Origin of the sequence: Seleniivibrio woodruffii, assembly GCF_004339245.1 — a bacterium.
Lineage (GTDB): Bacteria > Chrysiogenota > Deferribacteres > Deferribacterales > Geovibrionaceae > Seleniivibrio > Seleniivibrio woodruffii.
Genome location: NZ_SMGG01000003.1, coordinates 723,779 through 744,671 on the forward strand (window position 1 = coordinate 723,779; position 20,893 = coordinate 744,671).

Annotated in this window: 18 protein-coding genes and 5 tRNA genes; 20 read left to right on the forward strand and 3 right to left on the reverse strand. The window is 48.7% G+C overall.

The window, feature by feature from the left end:
* Position 1 precedes the first annotated feature (1 nt).
* Genes C8D98_RS03460 through C8D98_RS03470 form a run of 3 tightly spaced genes read right to left on the reverse strand, consistent with a single transcriptional unit; the run spans position 2 to position 2,464 of the window.
* Positions 2-1,525 carry an Rne/Rng family ribonuclease gene (locus C8D98_RS03460; protein WP_132872056.1) on the reverse strand — a complete coding sequence of 508 codons (1,524 nt, stop codon included), beginning with the start codon at positions 1,523-1,525 and terminating at the stop codon, positions 2-4.
* A gap of 15 nt (positions 1,526-1,540) precedes the next feature.
* Positions 1,541-2,140 carry a recombination mediator RecR gene (recR, locus tag C8D98_RS03465; RefSeq protein WP_132872057.1) on the reverse strand — a complete coding sequence of 200 codons (600 nt, stop codon included), beginning with the start codon at positions 2,138-2,140 and terminating at the stop codon, positions 1,541-1,543.
* 9 nt (positions 2,141-2,149) lie between these two features.
* Positions 2,150-2,464, reverse strand: coding sequence for a YbaB/EbfC family nucleoid-associated protein (locus C8D98_RS03470; protein WP_132872059.1), 315 nt, complete (start codon positions 2,462-2,464; stop codon positions 2,150-2,152).
* Positions 2,465-2,934: 470 nt separating this feature from the next.
* On the opposite strand from C8D98_RS03470, the gene C8D98_RS03475 reads away from it, so the two are divergent.
* The 20 genes from C8D98_RS03475 to tuf (C8D98_RS03570) all read left to right on the forward strand — a co-directional run.
* Complete coding sequence (locus tag C8D98_RS03475) at positions 2,935-3,285, forward strand: ArsR/SmtB family transcription factor (protein ID WP_132872060.1); 351 nt, start codon at positions 2,935-2,937, stop codon at positions 3,283-3,285.
* Between the two features lie 130 nt (positions 3,286-3,415).
* Positions 3,416-3,488 (forward strand) — tRNA-Thr (locus C8D98_RS03480).
* A gap of 47 nt (positions 3,489-3,535) precedes the next feature.
* Positions 3,536-3,618, forward strand: a tRNA-Tyr gene (locus C8D98_RS03485).
* Positions 3,619-3,636: 18 nt separating this feature from the next.
* Positions 3,637-3,710 (forward strand) — tRNA-Gly (locus tag C8D98_RS03490).
* A 70-nt stretch (positions 3,711-3,780) separates the two neighbouring features.
* A tRNA-Thr gene (locus C8D98_RS03495) sits at positions 3,781-3,854 on the forward strand.
* Positions 3,855-3,883: 29 nt separating this feature from the next.
* Positions 3,884-5,074, forward strand: coding sequence for an elongation factor Tu (gene tuf / locus C8D98_RS03500; protein ID WP_132872062.1), 1,191 nt, complete (start codon positions 3,884-3,886; stop codon positions 5,072-5,074).
* 4 nt (positions 5,075-5,078) lie between these two features.
* On the forward strand, positions 5,079-5,228 hold the full coding sequence (gene rpmG / locus C8D98_RS03505) for a 50S ribosomal protein L33 (RefSeq protein WP_132872064.1): 150 nt from the start codon (positions 5,079-5,081) through the stop codon (positions 5,226-5,228).
* Between the two features lie 24 nt (positions 5,229-5,252).
* Positions 5,253-5,328: transfer RNA gene (locus tag C8D98_RS03510), tRNA-Trp, on the forward strand.
* Positions 5,329-5,356: 28 nt separating this feature from the next.
* Positions 5,357-5,536 (forward strand): preprotein translocase subunit SecE, encoded by a 180-nt coding sequence (gene secE, locus C8D98_RS03515; protein ID WP_132872066.1) that lies wholly within the window; start codon positions 5,357-5,359, stop codon positions 5,534-5,536.
* 10 nt (positions 5,537-5,546) lie between these two features.
* Positions 5,547-6,071, forward strand: a complete 525-nt coding sequence (gene nusG / locus C8D98_RS03520; RefSeq protein ID WP_132872068.1) for a transcription termination/antitermination protein NusG — start codon at positions 5,547-5,549, stop codon at positions 6,069-6,071.
* Positions 6,072-6,093: 22 nt separating this feature from the next.
* Positions 6,094-6,519 carry a 50S ribosomal protein L11 gene (rplK, locus tag C8D98_RS03525; RefSeq protein WP_132872070.1) on the forward strand — a complete coding sequence of 142 codons (426 nt, stop codon included), beginning with the start codon at positions 6,094-6,096 and terminating at the stop codon, positions 6,517-6,519.
* Between the two features lie 16 nt (positions 6,520-6,535).
* Positions 6,536-7,234 carry a 50S ribosomal protein L1 gene (gene rplA / locus C8D98_RS03530; protein ID WP_132872072.1) on the forward strand — a complete coding sequence of 233 codons (699 nt, stop codon included), beginning with the start codon at positions 6,536-6,538 and terminating at the stop codon, positions 7,232-7,234.
* Positions 7,235-7,338: 104 nt separating this feature from the next.
* Positions 7,339-7,857 (forward strand): 50S ribosomal protein L10, encoded by a 519-nt coding sequence (rplJ, locus tag C8D98_RS03535; protein WP_132872074.1) that lies wholly within the window; start codon positions 7,339-7,341, stop codon positions 7,855-7,857.
* A 12-nt stretch (positions 7,858-7,869) separates the two neighbouring features.
* The gene (rplL, locus tag C8D98_RS03540; protein ID WP_132872076.1) at positions 7,870-8,244 is read left to right on the forward strand and encodes a 50S ribosomal protein L7/L12; all 375 of its coding nucleotides are present in this window, start codon (positions 7,870-7,872) and stop codon (positions 8,242-8,244) included.
* A gap of 94 nt (positions 8,245-8,338) precedes the next feature.
* The gene (gene rpoB, locus C8D98_RS03545) at positions 8,339-12,325 is read left to right on the forward strand and encodes a DNA-directed RNA polymerase subunit beta (protein ID WP_132872078.1); all 3,987 of its coding nucleotides are present in this window, start codon (positions 8,339-8,341) and stop codon (positions 12,323-12,325) included.
* Positions 12,326-12,328: 3 nt separating this feature from the next.
* Positions 12,329-16,393: a DNA-directed RNA polymerase subunit beta' gene (rpoC, locus tag C8D98_RS03550; RefSeq protein WP_132872080.1), complete on the forward strand. Its 4,065-nt coding sequence runs from the start codon at positions 12,329-12,331 to the stop codon at positions 16,391-16,393.
* A 347-nt stretch (positions 16,394-16,740) separates the two neighbouring features.
* Positions 16,741-17,112 carry a 30S ribosomal protein S12 gene (rpsL, locus tag C8D98_RS03555; RefSeq protein ID WP_132872082.1) on the forward strand — a complete coding sequence of 124 codons (372 nt, stop codon included), beginning with the start codon at positions 16,741-16,743 and terminating at the stop codon, positions 17,110-17,112.
* Between the two features lie 16 nt (positions 17,113-17,128).
* Positions 17,129-17,599, forward strand: coding sequence for a 30S ribosomal protein S7 (gene rpsG / locus C8D98_RS03560; protein WP_132872084.1), 471 nt, complete (start codon positions 17,129-17,131; stop codon positions 17,597-17,599).
* A gap of 12 nt (positions 17,600-17,611) precedes the next feature.
* Positions 17,612-19,690 (forward strand): elongation factor G, encoded by a 2,079-nt coding sequence (gene fusA / locus C8D98_RS03565; protein ID WP_132872086.1) that lies wholly within the window; start codon positions 17,612-17,614, stop codon positions 19,688-19,690.
* A gap of 27 nt (positions 19,691-19,717) precedes the next feature.
* On the forward strand, positions 19,718-20,893 hold a 1,176-nt coding region (gene tuf, locus C8D98_RS03570), incomplete at its 3' end, for an elongation factor Tu (RefSeq protein WP_165871171.1).

The window sequence follows — 20,893 nt, forward strand, 5'->3', positions numbered from 1 at the left end:
GTTAGTCCATCGGTGTTACTTCGTAGTCGTGTATGTGGAAGGACTCGTTGGGAGTGACCTCCACCTTGATGTTCATCATAAGCTCTATCTCGTCCAGCGACTGCTTTTCGTCGTCGAGTATAAGGTCCACAACCTCCGGGTGAGCTTCGATGTATACCTTTTTGTCTCTGAAGAAGGGGGCTATGCGGCGCACCTCCCGCAGGATGTCGTAGCAGACCGTGAGCTTGCTTTTTACGATGCCTCTGCCCTCGCAGTAGGGGCAGGGTTCGCTCAGTGAGCGGGTGAGGCTCTCCTGAACACGCTTTCTGGTTATTTCCACAAGTCCCAGCGGCGAAATGTTCACCACGCTGGACTTGGCTCTGTCGTTTTTCAGTTCCAGATCCATTGTCTTGAGAACCTTCTGGCGGTTCTCCTCTTTTGCCATGTCGATGAAATCAACTATTATGATTCCGCCGATGTTGCGCAGACGCAGCTGCCAGGCGATCTCTTTTGAGGCTTCAAGGTTGGTTTTGAGGATGGTCTCCTCAAAGTTCCGCTTGCCGACGAATTTTCCGGTGTTAACGTCTATGACGGTGAGTGCCTCGGCCTGATCAATAACTATATAGCCGCCTGATTTCAACCAGACCTTTTTGTCCAGAATACGGCCTATCTCTATCTCGATGTTGTAGTAATCGAAGATGGGGATGTCGTTGGTGTAGAGGCTGACCTCTATATTAATGTCGGGCATGAATTCGCGGAGGAACGATTTTATTTTAAGGTAGTCCGCCTTATTGTCTATGATAATGCGGCTGACATCCGCCGTTGCGGTGTCACGCAGTATGCGGAAGATGAGCCCGTGATCCTCATAGACCATGCAGGGAGCTTTTGATGTGGATATCTTATCCATTATCATAGACCAGAGACGCTCAAGGTAGTCGAGGTCGGCCACTATCTCGTCACGGTCGTGCCCTGCGGAAACAGTTCTGGCTATAAGCCCCATTCCCTCTTTCTTTATCTCTTTAAGGATGAGTCTGAGGCGTTCCCGCTCCTCCTCTTCCTCTATTTTGCGTGATACGCCGACGTGTTCATAGCCGGGCATCAGCACTATATATCTTCCGGGAACAGTGAGATGGGTGGTCAGCCTTGCGCCCTTCTGGCCGATGGATTCCTTGGCCACCTGAACGATGATCTCCTGACCCTCTTTTAAGAGCTGTTCGATGGGGGGAACCTCTTTGGGCTCAGAAGGTGTGGCGGTGTCGACATCCGCCTCGTCCTGCATTCCGTCCATAGCTTCCAGAAAGCTCACACGCTCTCCGTTTTCAACGTAGACGTCTGCGGCGGGCAGAAAGGCCGCCTTTGAAAGGCCGATATCCACAAATGCGGACTGGATTCCGGGGAGGACTTTTATCACACGTCCTTTATATATGTTTCCGGCGACATTTTTACTGTGCGCCCTCTCAATGAGGATCTCGGCGGGGTTGCCGTTTTCCAGCACCGCCACCCGAGCCTCGTTGAGGGTCGAGTTTACTATTATTTCCTTTGGCATGTATGTAATCCGTTGTTAATCGTGAAATTCGGTGCGCTGTTCCATAGCCTTGAAAAGCGTCAGCTCGTCCGTATATTCGAGGTTGGTGCCTATGGGCACGCCGCTGGCTATTTTTGTTACACGGACGCCTTTGTTTTTGAGAACCTTTGAAAGATAGATTGCAGTGGTTTCGCCCTCTATGTCGGGGTTGGTGGCGATTATCACCTCAGTGATTCCCTCCGCCGCAATGCGCTCAAGCAGTCTGTCGATAGACAGATCCTGCGGGCCTATGCCGTCCAGAGGGGATATTCTGCCGCCCAGAACATGGTAGAGTCCACGGAAGAAGCCTGTGTTTTCCAGAACAAAGATGTCTTTTGCCTCTTCAACCACACAGAGCTGGCCGTTCTTGCGGTATCCGTCCTGACATATGTGGCAGATAGGCTCTTCGGCAAGGTTTCCGCACACTTTGCAGAAAACGGTCTTCTCCTTAAGCTCCGTCATGCTCTCAGCAAGGTTTTTGACCAGCTGGGCGTCGGATTTCAGAAGATGAAGCGCAAGGCGCACCGCAGTCTTTCTGCCGATGCCCGGAAGCCTTGAAAGCTCGCCCACGCACCTTTCAAAAATTCTGTTCTTCATTAGGGGTTATTAGAACATGCCGGGGAAGTTGATGCCCAGATTGCCCGTAACAGCAGACATCTTCTGCTGAACCACTTCCTGTGATTTTTTAAGTCCCTCGTTGACAGCCGCCAGAATGAGATCCTGAAGCATCTCAACATCGTTGGGGTCAACAACGTCTTTTTCAATGGTTATGCCCACTATCTCCTGCTTGCCGTTCACCTTAACGGTGATCATTCCGCCGCCGGCAGTGGCTTCGACAACCTCAAGAGCCGCCTCGGCCTGAGCCTCTTCCATCTTTTTCTGCATTTTCTGAGCTTGTTTCATCATTTGCTGAATGTTCATATATATCTCTCCATAAGCATTTATAGCCTGTTATGATTGCGATTAAGAACTTATCATTATGATGCAAACCGACCTGATGTCAACAGGCAATATGTATCAGGGTGCATAAACATATATTGACATAAGGAAAAGAGCGGAATATCATACACATCTGAGCAGGTGCTCATGTGTGTTGTCGGGCACTTAATGCTGAGGCTGTGCAGTTGCAGTCATTCTGAACGCAGTGAAGAATCTCTCCGAATGTAGACTCTTCGCAAGCTCAGAGTGACAATCTTATGTGTAGTATGTCATTCTGAACGCAGTGAAGAATCTCTATTCAATGAGACTGTTTCGCTCACTAGCCGAAGGCTGTATGAGTCCACTTGTGGTAATTGTAGAATAGAGTGACGGAGTTTGTATAGCCGCAGTCATTCTGAGGCATTAGCCGAAGAATCTCTCCATGAATGAGTGAGTGAAATTTTGAGGAAAATATGGCCAATAATATATTTCAGTTAGCGGAACCAGTTGAGGACATGCTGCCCAAAATGAAGGACAGGATGCCGCCGGAGACCATTACATTAAATATGGCGGACACGTTTAAGATACTTTGCGACCACACCCGTGTCAAAATATTATATGCACTCTCCCTTTCAGAACTCTGCGTTGCGGACATAGCCGAGCTGGCCGGAGTCTCCCAGTCTGCCGTGTCTCATCAGCTTCGTATCCTCCGCAATTCAAAGCTGGTAACATGGAAAAAATCGGGCAAACAGGTTTTTTATGCTTTACAGAGTGAAGGTGTCAGAGTATTGATAAAAAAAAGTATGGAACATTCCTCCGGATGATGCTAAATTCTTTTTTAAATCCTTGTGTTTAGCGGGTTTCAGGGCAATTAAAAAAACTTTAATTTTTTTTCAACAAAACTCTTGACATCTATATCTTTAAACGATAATATTCACCTCCGTTTCACGGTAAGCTGGTGTAGCTCAAACGGTAGAGCAACTGACTTGTAATCAGTAGGTTGAGGGTTCAATTCCTTTCACCAGCTTTTTTTTGCTTCACGGACTCAGTGTGCAGCGCTCTGCTGCCACGTGAGGGGAGATACCCAAGCGGCCAAAGGGGGCAGACTGTAAATCTGTTGTCGGATGACTTCGAAGGTTCGAATCCTTCTCTCCCCACTTTTTTATAGGAAAAATGCGGGTGTAGCTCAGTTGGCTAGAGCATCAGCCTTCCAAGCTGAGGGTCGCGGGTTCGAATCCCGTTGCCCGCTTTTTTTTCTAAAAAATAAGCTGTATAAAAGACGGACGATACAGTTACGTCTGTTTTTTTTTATATGCTATGCCCACGTGGCTCAGGTGGCTAGAGCACGTCCTTGGTAAGGACGAGATCACCGGTTCGAGTCCGGTCGTGGGCTTTATCTTCTTTTTCAGGAGGACAGATTACATGGCAAAATCCAAATTCGAAAGAACGAAACCTCACGTTAACGTTGGTACAATCGGCCACGTTGACCACGGTAAAACATCACTGACCGCAGCGATCACTAACATCCTTGCGAAGAAAGGCTACGCACAGTTCGTAGACTACGGTAACATCGACAAAGCTCCTGAAGAAAGAGAGCGCGGTATTACCATCGCAACAGCACACGTAGAGTATGAGTCTGACAAGCGTCACTATGCTCACGTTGACTGCCCCGGTCACGCCGACTACGTTAAGAACATGATCACCGGTGCTGCACAGATGGACGGCGCAATTCTCGTTGTGTCTGCCGCTGACGGCCCCATGCCCCAGACCCGTGAGCACATCCTGCTCGCTCGTCAGGTAGGCGTTCCTTACATCGTAGTATTCATGAACAAGATCGACATGGTAGACGACGAGGAACTTATCGAACTCGTTGAACTTGAAATCAGAGATCTTCTCTCTGCCTATGAGTTCCCCGGCGACGATACACCCATCATCAAAGGTTCCGCACTTCAGGCTCTTAACGACGGCGACAACCCCAAGTGGTCTCAGCCTATCCTTGACCTTGTGCAGGCACTTGATGACTACATTCAGGAACCCCAGCGTGATATCGATAAAGACTTCATTATGCCCATCGAGGACGTATTCTCCATCTCCGGCCGTGGTACAGTTGTAACCGGCAGAGTAGAGCGTGGTAAAGTCAAAGTCGGCGAAGAAGTCCAGATCATCGGTATCCGTGACACACAGAAAACAACCGTAACAGGTATCGAAATGTTCCGCAAACTTCTTGATGAAGGAACAGCTGGCGACAACGTAGGTATCCTTGTCCGCGGTATTAAAAAGGACGACGTTGAGCGCGGTCAGGTACTTGCTAAACCGAACTCAATCACTCCCCACAAGAAGTTCAAAGCTGAGGCATACATCCTTGCGAAAGAGGAAGGCGGACGTCATACACCTTTCTTCAGCGGCTACAGACCTCAGTTCTACTTCAGAACAACAGACGTTACAGGTATCATCACTCTTGCAGAAGGCGTAGAGATGGTAATGCCCGGCGATAACATCTCTTGTGATGTTGAACTTATCACACCCATCGCTATGGACCCCGGTCTTCGCTTCGCAATCCGTGAAGGCGGACGTACTGTTGGCGCAGGCGTGGTTGTCGAAATCTCGGAGTAATATAATGAGAGAGAAAGTAATACTCGCTTGCACTGAGTGCAAAGAAAGAAATTATTCTACAACAAAGAATAAGAAAACGACAACAGGCAAACTGGAATTCATGAAGTACTGCAAGCGTGAACGCAAGCATACTCTTCATAAAGAAACAAAATAAGCATTAACGCTTAAACAGAATTGCAGGCTAGTAGCTCAATTGGCAGAGCACCGGTCTCCAAAACCGGGGGTTGGAAGTTCGAGTCTTCTCTGGCCTGCCATAAATATAATTAAGAAGAGCTTGGAAACATGATCAAGGTGTCTGAGTTTTACAACGAAGTTAAGGAAGAGCTGAAAAAGGTGGTTTGGGCGACCAAAGAATCCACCGTCGGTACTACTGCCGTGGTTATCACCATTTGCGTGGTGCTTGCCATATTTATGGGTGTCGTCGATTTCGGCCTTGCCAAACTTACTTCGTTCTTATACTAGGTAGAACATAATGGCAAAACAGTGGTATGTGGTACACACTTATTCCGGCTTCGAGAAGCGTGTTGTAACGCTCCTTGAGGAGAAGGTCAAAAACGAAGGGCTGAAAGAGCAGATTGATGATGTTCTCATCCCTACTGAAGACGTTGTCGAGCTGAAGAAAGGCAAGAAAAAGATCAGTAAGAAAAAGACTTTCCCCGGATACATACTGGTGCACATGGAGATGTCTACCTCCAACTGGCACGTTGTCAAAAGTATCCCCAAAGTAACCGGATTCGTAGGCGGCATTAACCCTGTTCCGATTCCTGAGCAGGACGTTAAGGCTATGATCGACCTTGCCAAGTCACAGGCTCCCAGAATCGCCTCCAGATATGTTGAAGGCGACAAGGTTGAGGTTGTGGACGGTCCCTTCCTCGGATTCACCGGTACGGTTGAAGACGTTAACCCCGACAAAGAGAAAGTCCGTGTTATCGTCAGCATTTTCGGAAGACAAACACCTGTGGAACTTGATTATCTGCAGGTTAAACGGATAGGCTGAGGCCTGATTCGGAGGTTTATAAATGGCCAAGAAAATAACAGGAAGCGTTAAACTGCAGATTCCTGCGGGCAAAGCAAACCCTTCGCCCCCCGTTGGTCCCGCTCTCGGTCAGAGAGGCGTGAACATAATGGAATTCTGCAAGTCGTTCAACGCTAAAACCCAGAACATGGGCGACTGGATCATTCCCGTGGTCATCACTGTTTACGAGGACAGAAGCTTCACTTTCGTGACTAAGACTCCCCCCGTAACAGACATGATCAAAAAAGAGCTGGGAATCAAAAGCGGTGCTACCAACGTTAAAAAAGACGTTGCAGGAACGCTGACAAAAGAACAGCTCAAAAGGGTCGCAGAGGCAAAAATGCCCGACCTTAACACCGCTGACATCGAGCAGGCAATGAAAATCGTTGCAGGTTCCGCACGCAGCATGGGTGTAAAAGTTAAAGACTAATTTTCAGAGGTGAAACATGGCTAGAGGAAAACAGTACCAGACTGCCTCAGGTAAGATTGACGCAGAAAAATCTTACGATCTGGGAGAGGCTATAGCTCTCGCTAAGGAAGCCGCTTTCGCAAAATTCGACGAATCCATCGACATCGCTATCAAACTTGGTGTTAACCCCAAGCACGCTGATCAGATGGTTCGCGGTTCCGTAAGTCTTCCCAACGGTACAGGAAAAGATGTTAAGGTTCTTGTATTCTGCAAAGGCGAAAAACAGAAGGAAGCACTCGATGCGGGTGCGGATTTCGCAGGTGACGACGAACTTATCGCAAAGGTCCAGGGCGGATGGACAGCATTCGACAAAGTAGTGGCAACACCCGACATGATGGTTCAGGTTGGTAAACTGGGACGTGTACTCGGACCCAGAGGCCTTATGCCTAACCCCAAAGTCGGAACGGTAACTCCCGATGTGGCAAAAGTTGTGAAAGAGCTGAAAGCCGGTATGATTGAATTCCGTGTGGATAAAGTCGGTATCATTCACACTACAGTAGGCAAGAAAAGCTTCGAAAACGACAAACTCGATCAAAACATCAGGGCTCTTCTTGATACGCTTATCAAGATGAAGCCGTCCTCAGCAAAAGGACAATACGTCCGTGGTATCGCACTGTCAGCGACAATGGGACCCGGCGTAAAAGTAGACCATCACAAGCTGGTCAACGAACTGTAACACAGGAAATTACACGGTTAAAGAAGCAGGTTGCGTCTGCAATAATGGCGTATTAAATCCTGCGGAAATCGGTTGCAATAGACAACCGGAAACGGAGGAACAGCGTGAAAAGAGCTGATAAAGAAGAATTAGTGAGTGCACTGACCGAACAGGTCAAAAGTGCCGATGCGCTGTTCTTGGCAAACTATAAGGGCCTTACCTTCCCCCAGATAACCGCTATTCGTGCGGCTATCAAAGCACAGGGAAGCGATTTCAAAGTAGTCAAGAACACGCTTCTGAAAATCGCCCTTCACAACAACAATATTACCGCTCTGGATGAAAATCTGAAAGAGCCCACTACTTGCGCTATCGTAACTGGTGATGTTGCCGCCATCGCCAAAGAATTCAAAAAATTCGCCAAGTCCTATGATAAGTTTAAGATCAAAGGCGGTTACCTTGACGGTAACAAACTCACAGCCGAAGATGTGAACACACTGGCAGACCTGCCGAGCAGAGAAGAACTGCTCGCCAAAATGCTTGGTTCAATGAACGCACCTGTCGTCAACTTCGTTTCGCTTCTTGCTAACATACCAAGAAGCCTGCTGAACGTCCTGAACGCTGTGAAAGATAAAAAACAGAATTAATGGAGGACACAGATGTCTGTAACTAAGGATCAAGTAGTAGAGTTTATCGAGAAAATGACTGTTATCGAGCTTGCTGAATTCGTGAAAGAGCTCGAAGAAAAATTCGGCGTATCTGCCGCTGCTCCCGTTGCAGCAGTTGTTGCAGCTCCCGCTGCAGCTGAAGCTGTTGAAGAGCAAACTGAATTCTCCGTAATCATCAAAGATGGCGGCGAGAAAAAAGTTCAGGTTATTAAAGTAGTTAGAGAGCTTACAGGTCTTGGACTGAAAGAGGCTAAGGCTGTAGTTGACGAAGCTCCGAAACCCGTTAAAGAGGGTGTAACTAAAGAGGAAGCTGCTTCTATCAAAGCTAAGCTTGAAGAAGCCGGCGCAGTTGTTGAAGTTAAGTAACAACCCGCTTAAGTTACTGTTAAACAAGCAATCCTAAAAAGGGGGAGCACTGCTCCCCCCTCTTTCGTTAATAATTTACCGGAAGGTGAAACGAATGAATTTGACCAGCAAACCCACCCAGAGACGCAATTTTTCCCGAATCAATAAGGTTATTGATATTCCGGATCTCATTGAGGTGCAGAGAGACTCCTATTTCGAGTTTCTTCAGGCCGAAAAAACTCCTGAATCACGCAGCCTTAAGGGTCTGGAAGAGGTGTTCAGAGAGATATTCCCCATCACGGATTTCAACGAGACCGCCGTGCTGGAGTATATCAACTATTCAATAGAAAAGCACAAATACACTCCTTCGGAAGCCATTGACAGAAGTACAACATATGCTGCCCCGCTGAAGATCAAAGTCAGGCTGGTAACTTATGATGTCAACGAGGAAACAGGTGAGAAATCAGTTGTTTCTGCCAAGGAATCGGAGGTTTATCTCTGCGATATTCCCCTTATGACCGACCGTGGTACCTTCGTTATCAACGGTGTTGAAAGGGTTATCGTAAATCAGCTCCACCGCTCACCCGGTATCTTCTTCGAGGACCTTACGTCCTCTAAAGGCGTTATCGAGAAGCACCTTTTCAGCGCAAGGATCATCCCCTACAGAGGTTCATGGATAGATTTCGATTTTGATTCCAAGAACATCATGTATGTGCGCATCGACAAGAAGCGTAAGATCCCCGCTACAGTCCTGCTGAAAGCACTGGGCTACACAGAGCATGAGATTCTGAACATGTACTACACCAAGGAGAACATCTTCTTCGACGGCGCATCTATGTTCAAGGATTTCAACGAGGACATAGTTCTCGGTCTGCGTAACAGTCTCGATATCGTTGACGAAGAAGGAAACGTTATCGTTAAGGCCGGACATAAGATCACCAAAGCTTCCAGAAAGCGTATCTCAAAAGCCGGCATAACAAAACTGCCCATCACTTTTGAAGATATTGAGCATACCTTCTTTGCAGAGGACGTGCTTGACAGCTTCGGCGAAGTGCTCATCGAGGCCAACACTCAGGTCAATCTTGAGCTTTTCGACAAGATCAAGGAAGCAAACGTACAGAACTTCAAAGTTCTCTTCATCGACAGACTTACCGCTGACAGCGTTATGAGGGACATCCTCGCCGCTGACAAGGTTAAGACTCAGGAAGAGGCTCTCATTGATATATACAAAAAACTCCGTCCCGGCGAACCCGCAACGGAGGATACGGCCAGAACCCTTTTCGACAACCTTTTCTTCAACCCGAAGAGATATGACCTGTCGAAGGTCGGCCGTCTTAAGATCAACAAGAGACTCGGTCTCTCCGTTGACCTTGATACAACCACACTTACAAAAGAAGATATAGTTGAAACCATCCGTGTTCTGGAGAACATCCGTAAGGGTCTTGACCGTGTGGACGACATCGACCACCTTGGTCACAGACGTGTGCGTGCGGCAGGCGAGCAGCTGCAGAACCATATCCGTATCGGCCTTTCCAGAATGGAAAAGACCGTTAAGGAGAGAATGAGCATTCAGGACGTTGAAGACCTGACTCCTCAGGATCTGCTGAACGCTAAGCCTCTGTCTGCATCCATTAAGGAATTCTTCGGAAGCTACCAGCTTTCGCAGTTCATGGATCAGACCAACCCCCTCAGTGAGATTACCCACAAAAGAAGGCTCTCTGCACTCGGCCCCGGCGGTCTTAACCGAGACAGAGCCGGCTTCGAGGTACGTGACGTTCACACATCTCACTACGGACGTATCTGCCCCATTGAAACACCTGAAGGTCCGAACATCGGTCTTATCACATCGCTTACAACCTATGCGAAAGTGAACGAGTTCGGTTTCATCGAAACGCCTTACAGAAAGGTAGCTGACTGCGTTGTTAGAGACGAAGTCGTCTACATGTCGGCAATTGAGGAGGAGGACTACTTCATCGCTCAGGCCAACGCCCTTCTGAACGAGGACGGTTCATTTGTGAAGGATTTCGTAGCGGCAAGACACCTCGGCGAGCCTCTGCTTACGGCGAAAGAGTCTATCCAGTTCATGGATATCTCTCCCAAGCAGATCGTTTCAGTGTCCGCAGCTCTTATTCCCTTCCTTGAGCACGACGATGCGAACAGGGCACTTATGGGATCGAACATGCAGCGTCAGGCAGTTCCCCTTATCCGTACCGACTCCCCCATCGTGGGAACAGGTCTGGAGCAGAAGGTTGCCGTTGACTCCGGAGCGGTCATCACCGCAAAAAGAGCGGGCGTTGTTGAATACATCGACTCATCAAAGATATGTGTACGCTACACCGACGGCGAAGACTTCGGTCTGGACGTATACGAACTTGTGAAATACAGAAGATCCAACCAGGATACTTGCATCAACTTCAAGCCCATCGTAAGACCCGGCGAAAAAGTTCATGTGGGAACATTCCTTGCGGGCGGCCCTGCAACTGACAACGGAGAGCTTGCTCTCGGTCAGAACATGGTTCTCGCATTCATGCCCTGGATGGGTTACAACTATGAGGACTCCATTCTGATTTCAGAAAGGGTTGTCCGTGAAGACAGATACACCTCAATCCACATCGAAGAATTCGAAATTGAGGCCAGAGATACAAAACTCGGACCCGAAGAGATCACGGCTGATATTCCCAACGTTTCCGACGAGGCTCTGAAAGACCTCGACGAATCAGGTATCATCCGCATCGGCGCAAGAGTTAAACCCCGTGACATCCTCGTCGGCAAAGTTACGCCCAAAGGCGAAACTCAGGCCACACCCGAAGAGAAACTGCTTCGTGCGATCTTCGGTGAGAAAGCGGGCGACGTTAAGGACGCATCTCTGAGAGTTCCCCCCAGCATCCACGGTACTGTCGTTGACGTACAGGTGATGACAAGAAGGGGAATCGACAAGGACTACAGAACAGAGCAGATCGAAAAAGAGGAATACATCGCAATCCAGAGAGATTACGAGCGTGAACTCAAGGCTCTTGAGAAATCAAGAAACGAAAAGGTTGCGGAACTCTTCATCGGTCTGACACTGAAAAGCGAATACACTTCGCCCACGGCAAGCATCCCCGCAGGTACGGTTCTGACAGAGGAAGTTCTTTACAAACTCCCCTACACAGACCTCATCCAGCTTGATGTAGCTGAGGCGAAAGAGCTTGACGCAAAAGTTAAAAAGGTCAACGCCATCTACTTCGAAAAAGTTAAAGAGGCGGACGACTACTATAAAGATAAGAAGCGCAAAGTGGAGAAGGGCGACGAACTTCCCGCAGGCGTTCTTAAATCAGTAAAGGTTTATGTTGCCATCAAGAGAAAACTCTCCGTTGGTGACAAGATGGCCGGACGTCACGGTAACAAGGGTGTTGTTTCAAGAATACTTCCCATTCAGGACATGCCCTATCTGCCCGACGGCACACCCGTTGACATAGTCCTGAACCCCCTTTCAGTTCCTTCGAGGATGAACGTGGGACAGGTTCTTGAAGTTCACCTCGGCTGGGCGGCGAGAGCACTCGGCATCAAGGTTGCAACAGAAGTTTTCGACGGTGCCCGTGAATCGGACATCAAAGATATGCTGCTTGAAGCGGGCTTCCAGTCCGACGGACAGACAGCTCTGTATGACGGCAGAACAGGCGACAAGTTTGAGCAGGAAGTGACAGTGGGCATCATGTATGTTCTTAAGCTGCACCACCTTGTTGATACCAAACTCCACGCCCGTTCAACAGGCCCGTACTCTCTGGTTACTCAGCAGCCTCTGGGCGGTAAGGCTCAGTTCGGCGGACAGAGACTGGGAGAGATGGAGGTCTGGGCACTTGAGGCATACGGTGCGGCGCATATCCTTCAGGAGATGCTGACAGTTAAGTCCGACGACGTTGAGGGACGTACAACAGTTTACGAAGCCATCGTCAACGGTAACTTCTCATTCAGCCCGAGCATGCCCGAATCCTTTAACGTTCTTATCAAAGAACTTCAGGGTCTGGCGCTTGACATAGAACTGCTGACATACAATGAAGACGGAATCATTGAGCTTCCAGAGGATGCAGTGACAGAAGAAGACACTACGGAGGACTCATAACATATGAAAGTGAGTACCCTGTTCGACAACAAAAAAGAAAGATTTTTTGATGCAATAAGAATCAAAATAGCTTCTCCCGAGAAGATCCTTGAGTGGTCTTCCGGCGAGGTTACAAAGCCTGAAACCATCAACTACCGTACCTTCAAACCTGAAAGGGACGGTCTGTTCTGTGCGAAGATATTCGGTCCCGTGAAGGACTGGGAATGTCTCTGCGGAAAGTACAAGCGTATGAAGCACAGAGGAATCGTGTGCGAGAAGTGCGGCGTTGAGGTTATTCAGTCTAAAGTGAGACGTGAGAGAATGGGTCACATCGACCTCGCTTCTCCCGTGTGCCACATCTGGTTCTTCAAAGGCACTCCCAGCCGTATAGGCTCGATCCTTGACCTTTCCATCAAGGATATTGAAAGAATCATCTACTTCGAATCCTACATAGTTACGGATCCGAAGGCTACTCCCCTGAAAGAGCGTGAGCTGCTTACAGAGGACAGATACAGAAAACTGATCGAAGACCACGGAAACAACTCTTTCGAAGCGAAGATCGGTGCGGAAGCAATTAAAGACCTGCTGAAAAAAGTGGATCTTGACCTTCTGCTCATCGAGCTGAAAGAGGAACTCCGTGACACCACCAGCATGCAGAAGAAGATGAAGCTGGCGAAACGTCTGAGAGTGGTTGAGGCATTCCGCAAGTCCGGCAACAGACCTGAGTGGATGATCCTTGACGTTCTCCCCGTAATTCCGCCCGAGCTTCGTCCCCTTGTTCCTCTGGACGGCGGCCGCTTTGCGACATCCGACCTTAACGACCTTTACAGAAGGGTAATAAACAGGAACAACCGTCTTAAGAAGCTGATGGAACTGAACGCACCAGAGATCATCATCCGCAACGAGAAGCGTATGCTTCAGGAAGCGGTTGACGCACTGTTCGACAACGGCAGACGCGGAAGAGTTATCAGAAGCTCCAACAAGCGCCCTCTGAAATCTCTTTCCGACATGATCAAAGGTAAGCAGGGTCGTTTCCGTCAGAACCTTCTGGGTAAAAGGGTTGACTACTCAGGCCGTTCCGTTATCGTTGCGGGACCCAGCCTTAACATGCACCAGTGCGGTATCCCCAAGATAATGGCGCTGGAACTGTTCAAACCCTTCCTTTACTACAAACTTGAGAAGGAAAGAGGAATCGCTTCCACCATTAAACAGGCCAAAAAGATGGTTGAAGAGCAGAGACCCGAGGTCTGGGACGTTCTGGAAGAGGTTATCAGAGAGCACCCCGTTCTTCTGAACCGTGCCCCTACGCTCCACAGACTCGGTATTCAGGCATTTGAACCTGTCCTCATCGAGGGCAAGGCTATCAGACTTCACCCCCTCGTTTGTCCTGCGTTCAACGCGGACTTCGACGGTGACCAGATGGCGGTTCACGTTCCTCTGTCATACGAAGCACAGCTTGAAGCACGCACACTGATGCTCGCTTCATACAACATACTTTCACCTGCCCACGGCAAGCCCCTTGCCACGCCTACACAGGATATGGTTCTCGGAATCTACTACCTGTCACGCGAGATGAGAAACGCTAAAGGCGCAGGAATGAAATTCTCCAGCCCCGAAGAGGTTCTCATCGCTCTGGATCACAAGAAAGTGGATATCCACGCTGAGATCAAAGTGAGAATGAACGGCAAGATATACGACACAATTCCCGGCAGGATCATCCTTTATAAGATAGTTCCCGAAGGAATAGAGTTTGATGTCGTTAACCGTCTTTTCACCAAAAAGGACCTCGTAACGCTGGTTGACACAATTTACAAACGTCTGGGCAACTTCCACACGGTTCAGTTCCTTGACGCACTTAAAAACCTTGGTTTCGCATACTCAACGGTTGCGGGCTACTCAATCTGTATTGATGACTTCATCATTCCTAATGAGAAGGCCGACCTGCTCGCTCAGGCGCACCAGAAAGTACGTGAAATTAACGACCACTACCGTGAAGGTGCTCTGACAGCGGGCGAACGCTATAACCAGATCATCGATACATGGTCTACAACAAACGACGTCATCACCGATAAACTGATGAAAAACATTCAGACCATCGGCGGCGATAAATCGAAAACTGCCAAGCGTGAACGCTTCTACAACCCCATCTATATAATGGCGCACTCAGGTGCGAGGGGTTCTAAGGCGCAGATATCACAGCTTGCGGGTATGAGGGGTCTTATGGCCAAACCTTCGGGCGAGATCATCGAGACACCCATTACGTCAAACTTCCGTGAGGGTCTGACGGTGTCCGAGTACTTCAACTCCACCCACGGTGCGAGGAAAGGTCTTGCGGATACGGCTCTTAAAACTGCGAACTCAGGTTACCTTACAAGACGTCTGGTCGACGTTGCTCAGGATGTCATCATCTCCGAGGACGACTGCCATACCATCAAAGGTATCGTGATCACAGCTCTCATGGAGGGTTCTGAAGTTGTTGAGCCCCTTGGTGAGCGTATCTTCGGACGCTACACTCTTGAGGACATCTACGACTCAGTTTCAGACGAACTGATCGTTGAGGCCGGTTCACTCATAACAGAGGAGATCGTCCACAAAATAGAGCAGGCGGGAATCGACAGAGTAATGGTTCGTTCAATCCTGACATGTGAAGCTAAGCACGGCGCATGCCGCATGTGCTACGGTCTTGACCTGGCAACACGCCGTGAGGTTGAGATGGGCGAAGCGGTGGGTATCATCGCGGCACAGTCAATCGGTGAACCCGGTACTCAGCTTACGATGAGAACGTTCCACATCGGTGGTGTTGCTTCTTCATCCGCAGAGCAGTCAAGCCTGAACGCCAAGATAGGCGGCCGCATCCAGACTGAGGATATGAAGGTTGTTGACAACAGGTTCGGTGAACCTACTGTCCTTAACCGTAACGGTATCCTTAAGATCATCGATGTCGAAGGCCGTGTACTTGAGAAATACAACATTGCATACGGAACCAAACTGCACATTAAAGACGGCTCTATGGTAAAACAGGGCGATCTGATTGCTGAGTGGGATCCCTATGCTGCTGTCATCATGACAGAATTTAAAGGTAAGGTTGCTTTCGGCGATATCGTTGAAGGTGAGACCCTGAAAGAGGACATCGACCAGATCACAGGTCTGTCACAGAAGGTAATCATCAGCAACACAAGAGGCCGCAAACAGCCCCGTATCTCTATCAAGAGCGAGGATAACAAAACTATCCAGCGCTACATCCTCCCCGTCGGTGCAAACATCATGGTGGAAGAGGGTGCAGAGGTTATGCCCGGTGATATCGTGGCAAAAATACCCAGAGATACTCAGAAAACAAAAGACATCACCGTGGGTCTTCCCAGGGTTGCAGAGCTTTTCGAAGCCCGTAAGCCTAAAGATCCTTCGGTTATCGCAGAGATTGACGGTATAGTTTCAATTGAGAACACTGCCCGTGGCTTAAGAAAACTTACCATCACCAACGAAGAGACTAACGTTAAGAAGAGCTACAGCATCTCCGTTCAGAGATACATCAACGTCCACGACGGCGACCGTATCAAAGCGGGCGAGGCTCTTATTGACGGTCTCGTGAACCCCCACGATATTCTGGCGGTTCTCGGTGAAGAGGCTCTGCAGAAATATCTCGTTGACGAGATTCAGGAAGTTTACCGTAAGCAGGGTGTTCATATCAACGATAAGCACATCGAAGTTATCGTTCGCCAGATGCTTAAGAAGATCGTTATCGAGGAAGCCGGCGACTCTATCTTCATGCCCAACGAAGAGGTTTACAAATCCGAATTCGTTAAGGTTTATGAAGAGATGATAGCAGAAGGCAAAAGACCGCCTCAGGGACGTACCATTCTTCAGGGTATCACCAAAGCGGCTCTTAACACTCACAGCTTCATCTCTGCCGCCTCCTTCCAGGAGACCACCAGAGTTCTTACCGACGCTGCTTGCTCCGGTAAGATGGACGAGCTCAGAGGCCTTAAAGAGAACGTTATCATGGGTAAACTCATACCCGCCGGTACAGGTTCGAAGCATATTTGCAACAGCAAATATAAGTTCCTTAACGCAGGAACAAAGGAAGCCTAGTAAACAGGGGGAGCTGAAAAGCTCCCCTTTTTTTGTTTGGTGTTTATCTGCGGCGCATTGCTGCGTCAGATTCCGTTCGCTTGCAACACATACTTAAACGTATGCTTTTGCTCATCTCACAAAATCTTCCTCGTATAACTTGCATCTAAACACCAAATCCGATATGATGATTCTCCTCTCACCACCCCCTTCCCGTGCGGTTTTCACCTTAAATATTGTTCTTGACTTTATCTCCTGCGGTTGCTATTGTGTTTGCTCTTCGCCTGATATTGGTGCGTCCTGTTGCGCCCGAAGATCGCCGCAGGAACTTGATATAAATGCGAAGCAATATTTATGGAGGTGCGACGTTGCCTACACTTAATCAGTTGGTAAGAAAAGGCAGAAAGAAACCGGTCGAAAAAACCAAGTCGCCCGCCCTTCAGGGAAACCCTCAGAAAAGAGGCGTTTGCACAAGGGTTTACACAACTACACCTAAGAAACCTAACTCGGCTCTTAGAAAAGTTGCAAGGGTAAGACTCACATCAGGGATCGAAGTTACAGCTTACATCCCCGGTATCGGCCACAACCTTCAGGAACACTCAGTTGTTCTTGTGAGAGGCGGAAGGGTAAAAGACCTTCCCGGTGTTCGTTATAAGATCATCCGTGGAGCTCTTGACGCAGAAGGCGTTAAAAACAGAAAGAAAAGCCGCTCTAAATACGGCGCTAAAAGACCTAAGTAAGGCAAGGTGAACTAATATGGCAAGAAGAAGAGTAGCTAAGAAACGTGAGGTTCTTGGTGACCCCGTTTACGGCGACACTCTGGTGACTAAATTTATCAACAGCCTGATGTACGATGGCAAGAAGTCAGTCGCCGAGAGAGTATTCTACCAGACGCTTGAGCTTATCAAAGCGAAAACCGGCAAAGAAGGAATCGAAGTGTTCCGTCAGGCGGTTGAAAACGTTAAGCCCCAGCTTGAAGTTAAATCAAGAAGAGTAGGTGGAGCAACATATCAGGTGCCCATCGAAGTTAAACTGAGCAGAAAACAGGCTCTTTCTATCAGGTGGCTCATCAACGCCTCCAGAAACAGAAAAGAAAGAACCATGGTTGACCGCTTTGCATTTGAACTTATCGACGCTTCCGAAAACAAAGGAAACGCCTTTAAAAAGAAAGAAGACACTCACAAAATGGCTGAAGCAAACCGTGCGTTTGCCCACTTCAGATGGTAATGGAGGCTCACTGTGGCTAGAAAAGCACCTCTGAACATGCAGAGAAACATCGGTATCATGGCTCACATCGATGCCGGTAAGACGACCACAACTGAGAGAATACTCTTTTACACCGGTGTTAACTATAAAATCGGCGAAGTTCACGACGGCGCCGCTACAATGGACTGGATGGAGCAGGAGCGTGAGCGTGGTATCACCATCACATCCGCTACAACTCAGTGCATGTGGAAAGACCACGTGGTAAACATCATCGATACCCCCGGACACGTTGACTTCACAATCGAAGTTGAGCGTTCTCTGAAAGTACTCGATGGCGCTGTTGCAGTTTTCTGCGCAGTGGGTGGTGTTGAACCCCAGTCTGAAACCGTTTGGCGTCAGGCTGATAAATACAAAGTTCCCAGAATCGCATTCGTAAACAAGATGGACAGAACAGGTGCGGATTTCTATAACGTCGTATCTCAGATCGAGAGCAGACTGAAAGCCAAGCCCCTTCCCATCCAGCTTCCTATCGGTTCTGAGGACAAATTTCAGGGTATAGTCGACCTTGTTAAGATGAAAGCATTCATCTGGACAGGTGAGGAACTCGGCGCAGCTTTCCACGAAGCTGAAATCCCCGAAGACCTTGTCGACAAAGCTGAAGAGTACAGAACTAAACTTATCGAAACTGTCTGTGAATCTGACGAAGAGATGATGAACAGATACTTCGAAGGCGAGGAGTTCACCGAGGAAGAAGTGAAGGCTGCCCTTCGTAAAGGCGTTATAGCCATCGACTTCATCCCCGTAGTGTGCGGTTCTTCGTTCAAGAACAAAGGAGTTCAGCCCATGCTTGACTCAGTTGTTGCTTACCTGCCCTCTCCCACAGACATTCCGCCCATCAAAGGTGTTAACCCTGATACAGGCGCAGAAGAAGAGAGAGCAGCAGACGACAAAGCACCCTTCTCTGCCCTTGCATTCAAAATTATGACAGACCCCTACATGGGTCAGCTCACATATTTCAGAGTTTATTCAGGCGTGCTTGAAGCAGGTAACTATGTAATAAACTCAACAAAAGGCAAGAAAGAGAGAATCGGCCGTCTTCTTAAGATGCACGCCGACAAACGTGAGGAGATCAAAGAGATCTGCGCCGGAGATATCTGTGCGACAGTAGGTCTTAAGTACACCATCACGGGTGACACTCTTTGCGACGAAAGCAAGCCGGTAATTCTTGAAGCTATGGAATTCCCCGAGCCTGTTCTTTCAGTTGCCGTTGAGCCTAAAACTAAAGGCGATCAGGATAAACTGTCCGTTGCTCTTCAGAAACTTGCTCAGGAAGATCCCTCTTTCAGAGTTCGTGTTGACGAAGAGACAGGTCAGACAATCATCGCCGGTATGGGTGAGCTTCACCTTGAGATCATCGTCGACAGGATGATGAGAGAGTTCAAAGTTGAAGCCAACGTCGGTAATCCTCAGGTTGCTTACCGTGAGGCAATTACCAAGTCCGTTTCCGGAGAGGGCAAATACATCAAGCAGTCCGGCGGTCGTGGTCAGTACGGTCACGTTTGCATCGAGCTGCATCCTCAGGAACCCGGCACGGGCTTCGTATTCGAGAACAAGATCGTGGGCGGTACGGTTCCCAGAGAATACATACCCGCTATTGAAAAAGGTATCGGGGAAGCAATGGAAACAGGATGCCTTGCAGGCTACCCCGTTGAAGACCTTAAAGCTGTCCTTTATGACGGTTCATACCACGATGTTGACTCAAACGAGATGGCGTTCAAAATTGCGGCATCTATGGCTTTCAAAGAACTTTCCAAGAAAGCAGGCCCCGTTATCCTTGAGCCTATCATGAAAGTTGAAGTCGTTTGTCCCGATGAATACACCGGCGACGTAATGGGCGACCTTAACTCCAGAAGAGGCAAGGTAGAGGGTATGGACATGAGAGGCGGCGCACAGGTTGTTAAATGTATGGTGCCTCTGAAAGAGATGTTCGGTTACACTACTCAGCTGAGATCTATCACTCAGGGTAGAGCTACATCAACAATGCAGTTCGACCACTATGAGCAGGTTCCCAACAACATCGCTGATGAAATAGTTAAAGCTCATTCAAAATAAGAAGTTAAAAGTTTTAGGAGGACTTAAATGGCCAAGTCTAAATTCGAAAGAACGAAACCTCACGTTAACGTTGGTACAATCGGCCACGTTGACCACGGTAAAACATCACTGACCGCAGCGATCACTAACATCCTTGCGAAGAAAGGCTACGCACAGTTCGTAGACTACGGTAACATCGACAAAGCTCCTGAAGAAAGAGAGCGCGGTATTACCATCGCAACAGCACACGTGGAGTACGAGTCTGACAAGCGTCACTATGCTCACGTTGACTGCCCCGGTCACGCCGACTACGTTAAGAACATGATCACCGGTGCTGCACAGATGGACGGCGCAATTCTCGTTGTGTCTGCCGCTGACGGCCCCATGCCCCAGACCCGTGAGCACATCCTGCTCGCTCGTCAGGTAGGCGTTCCTTACATCGTAGTATTCATGAACAAGATCGACATGGTAGACGACGAGGAACTTATCGAACTCGTTGAACTTGAAATCAGAGATCTTCTCTCTGCCTATGAGTTCCCCGGCGACGATACACCCATCATCAAAGGTTCCGCACTTCAGGCTCTTAACGACGGCGACAACCCCAAGTGGTCTCAGCCTATCCTTGACCTTGTGCAGGCACTTGATGACTACATTCAGGAACCCCAGCGTGATATCGATAAAGACTTCCTTATGCCCATCGAGGACGTATTCTCCATCTCCGGCCGTGGTACAGTTGTAACCGGCAGAGTAGAGCGTGGTAAAGTCAAAGTCGGCGAAGAAGTCCAGATCATCGGTATCCGTGACACACAGAAAACAACCGTAACAGGTATCGAAATGTTCCGCAAACTTCTTGATGAAGGAACAGCTGGCGACAACGTAGGTATTCTTGTCCGCGGTATTAAAAAGGACGACGTTGAGCGCGGTCAGGTACTTGCCAAGCCGAACTCAATCACTCCCCACAAGAAGTTCAAAGCTGAGGCATACATCCTTGCTAAAGAGGAAGGCGGACGTCATACACCTTTCTTTAGCGGCTACAGACCTCAGTTCTACTTCAGAACAACAGACGTTACAGGTATCATCACTCTTGCAGAAGGCGTAGAGATGGTAATGCCCGGCGATAACATCTCTTGTGATGTTGAACTTATCACACCCATCGCTATGGACCCCGGTCTTCGCTTCGCAATCCGTGAAGGCGGACGTACTGTTGGCGCAGGCGTGGTTGTT

Coding starts and splice junctions, on each gene's coding strand:
- C8D98_RS03460 (WP_132872056.1), bottom strand. CDS start 1,525: ATGCCAAAGGAAATAATAGTAAACTCGACCCTCAACGAGGCTCGGGTG.
- recR (WP_132872057.1), bottom strand. CDS start 2,140: ATGAAGAACAGAATTTTTGAAAGGTGCGTGGGCGAGCTTTCAAGGCTT.
- C8D98_RS03470 (WP_132872059.1), bottom strand. CDS start 2,464: ATGAACATTCAGCAAATGATGAAACAAGCTCAGAAAATGCAGAAAAAG.
- C8D98_RS03475 (WP_132872060.1), top strand. CDS start 2,935: ATGGCCAATAATATATTTCAGTTAGCGGAACCAGTTGAGGACATGCTG.
- tuf (WP_132872062.1), top strand. CDS start 3,884: ATGGCAAAATCCAAATTCGAAAGAACGAAACCTCACGTTAACGTTGGT.
- rpmG (WP_132872064.1), top strand. CDS start 5,079: ATGAGAGAGAAAGTAATACTCGCTTGCACTGAGTGCAAAGAAAGAAAT.
- secE (WP_132872066.1), top strand. CDS start 5,357: ATGATCAAGGTGTCTGAGTTTTACAACGAAGTTAAGGAAGAGCTGAAA.
- nusG (WP_132872068.1), top strand. CDS start 5,547: ATGGCAAAACAGTGGTATGTGGTACACACTTATTCCGGCTTCGAGAAG.
- rplK (WP_132872070.1), top strand. CDS start 6,094: ATGGCCAAGAAAATAACAGGAAGCGTTAAACTGCAGATTCCTGCGGGC.
- rplA (WP_132872072.1), top strand. CDS start 6,536: ATGGCTAGAGGAAAACAGTACCAGACTGCCTCAGGTAAGATTGACGCA.
- rplL (WP_132872076.1), top strand. CDS start 7,870: ATGTCTGTAACTAAGGATCAAGTAGTAGAGTTTATCGAGAAAATGACT.
- rpoB (WP_132872078.1), top strand. CDS start 8,339: ATGAATTTGACCAGCAAACCCACCCAGAGACGCAATTTTTCCCGAATC.
- rpoC (WP_132872080.1), top strand. CDS start 12,329: ATGAAAGTGAGTACCCTGTTCGACAACAAAAAAGAAAGATTTTTTGAT.
- rpsG (WP_132872084.1), top strand. CDS start 17,129: ATGGCAAGAAGAAGAGTAGCTAAGAAACGTGAGGTTCTTGGTGACCCC.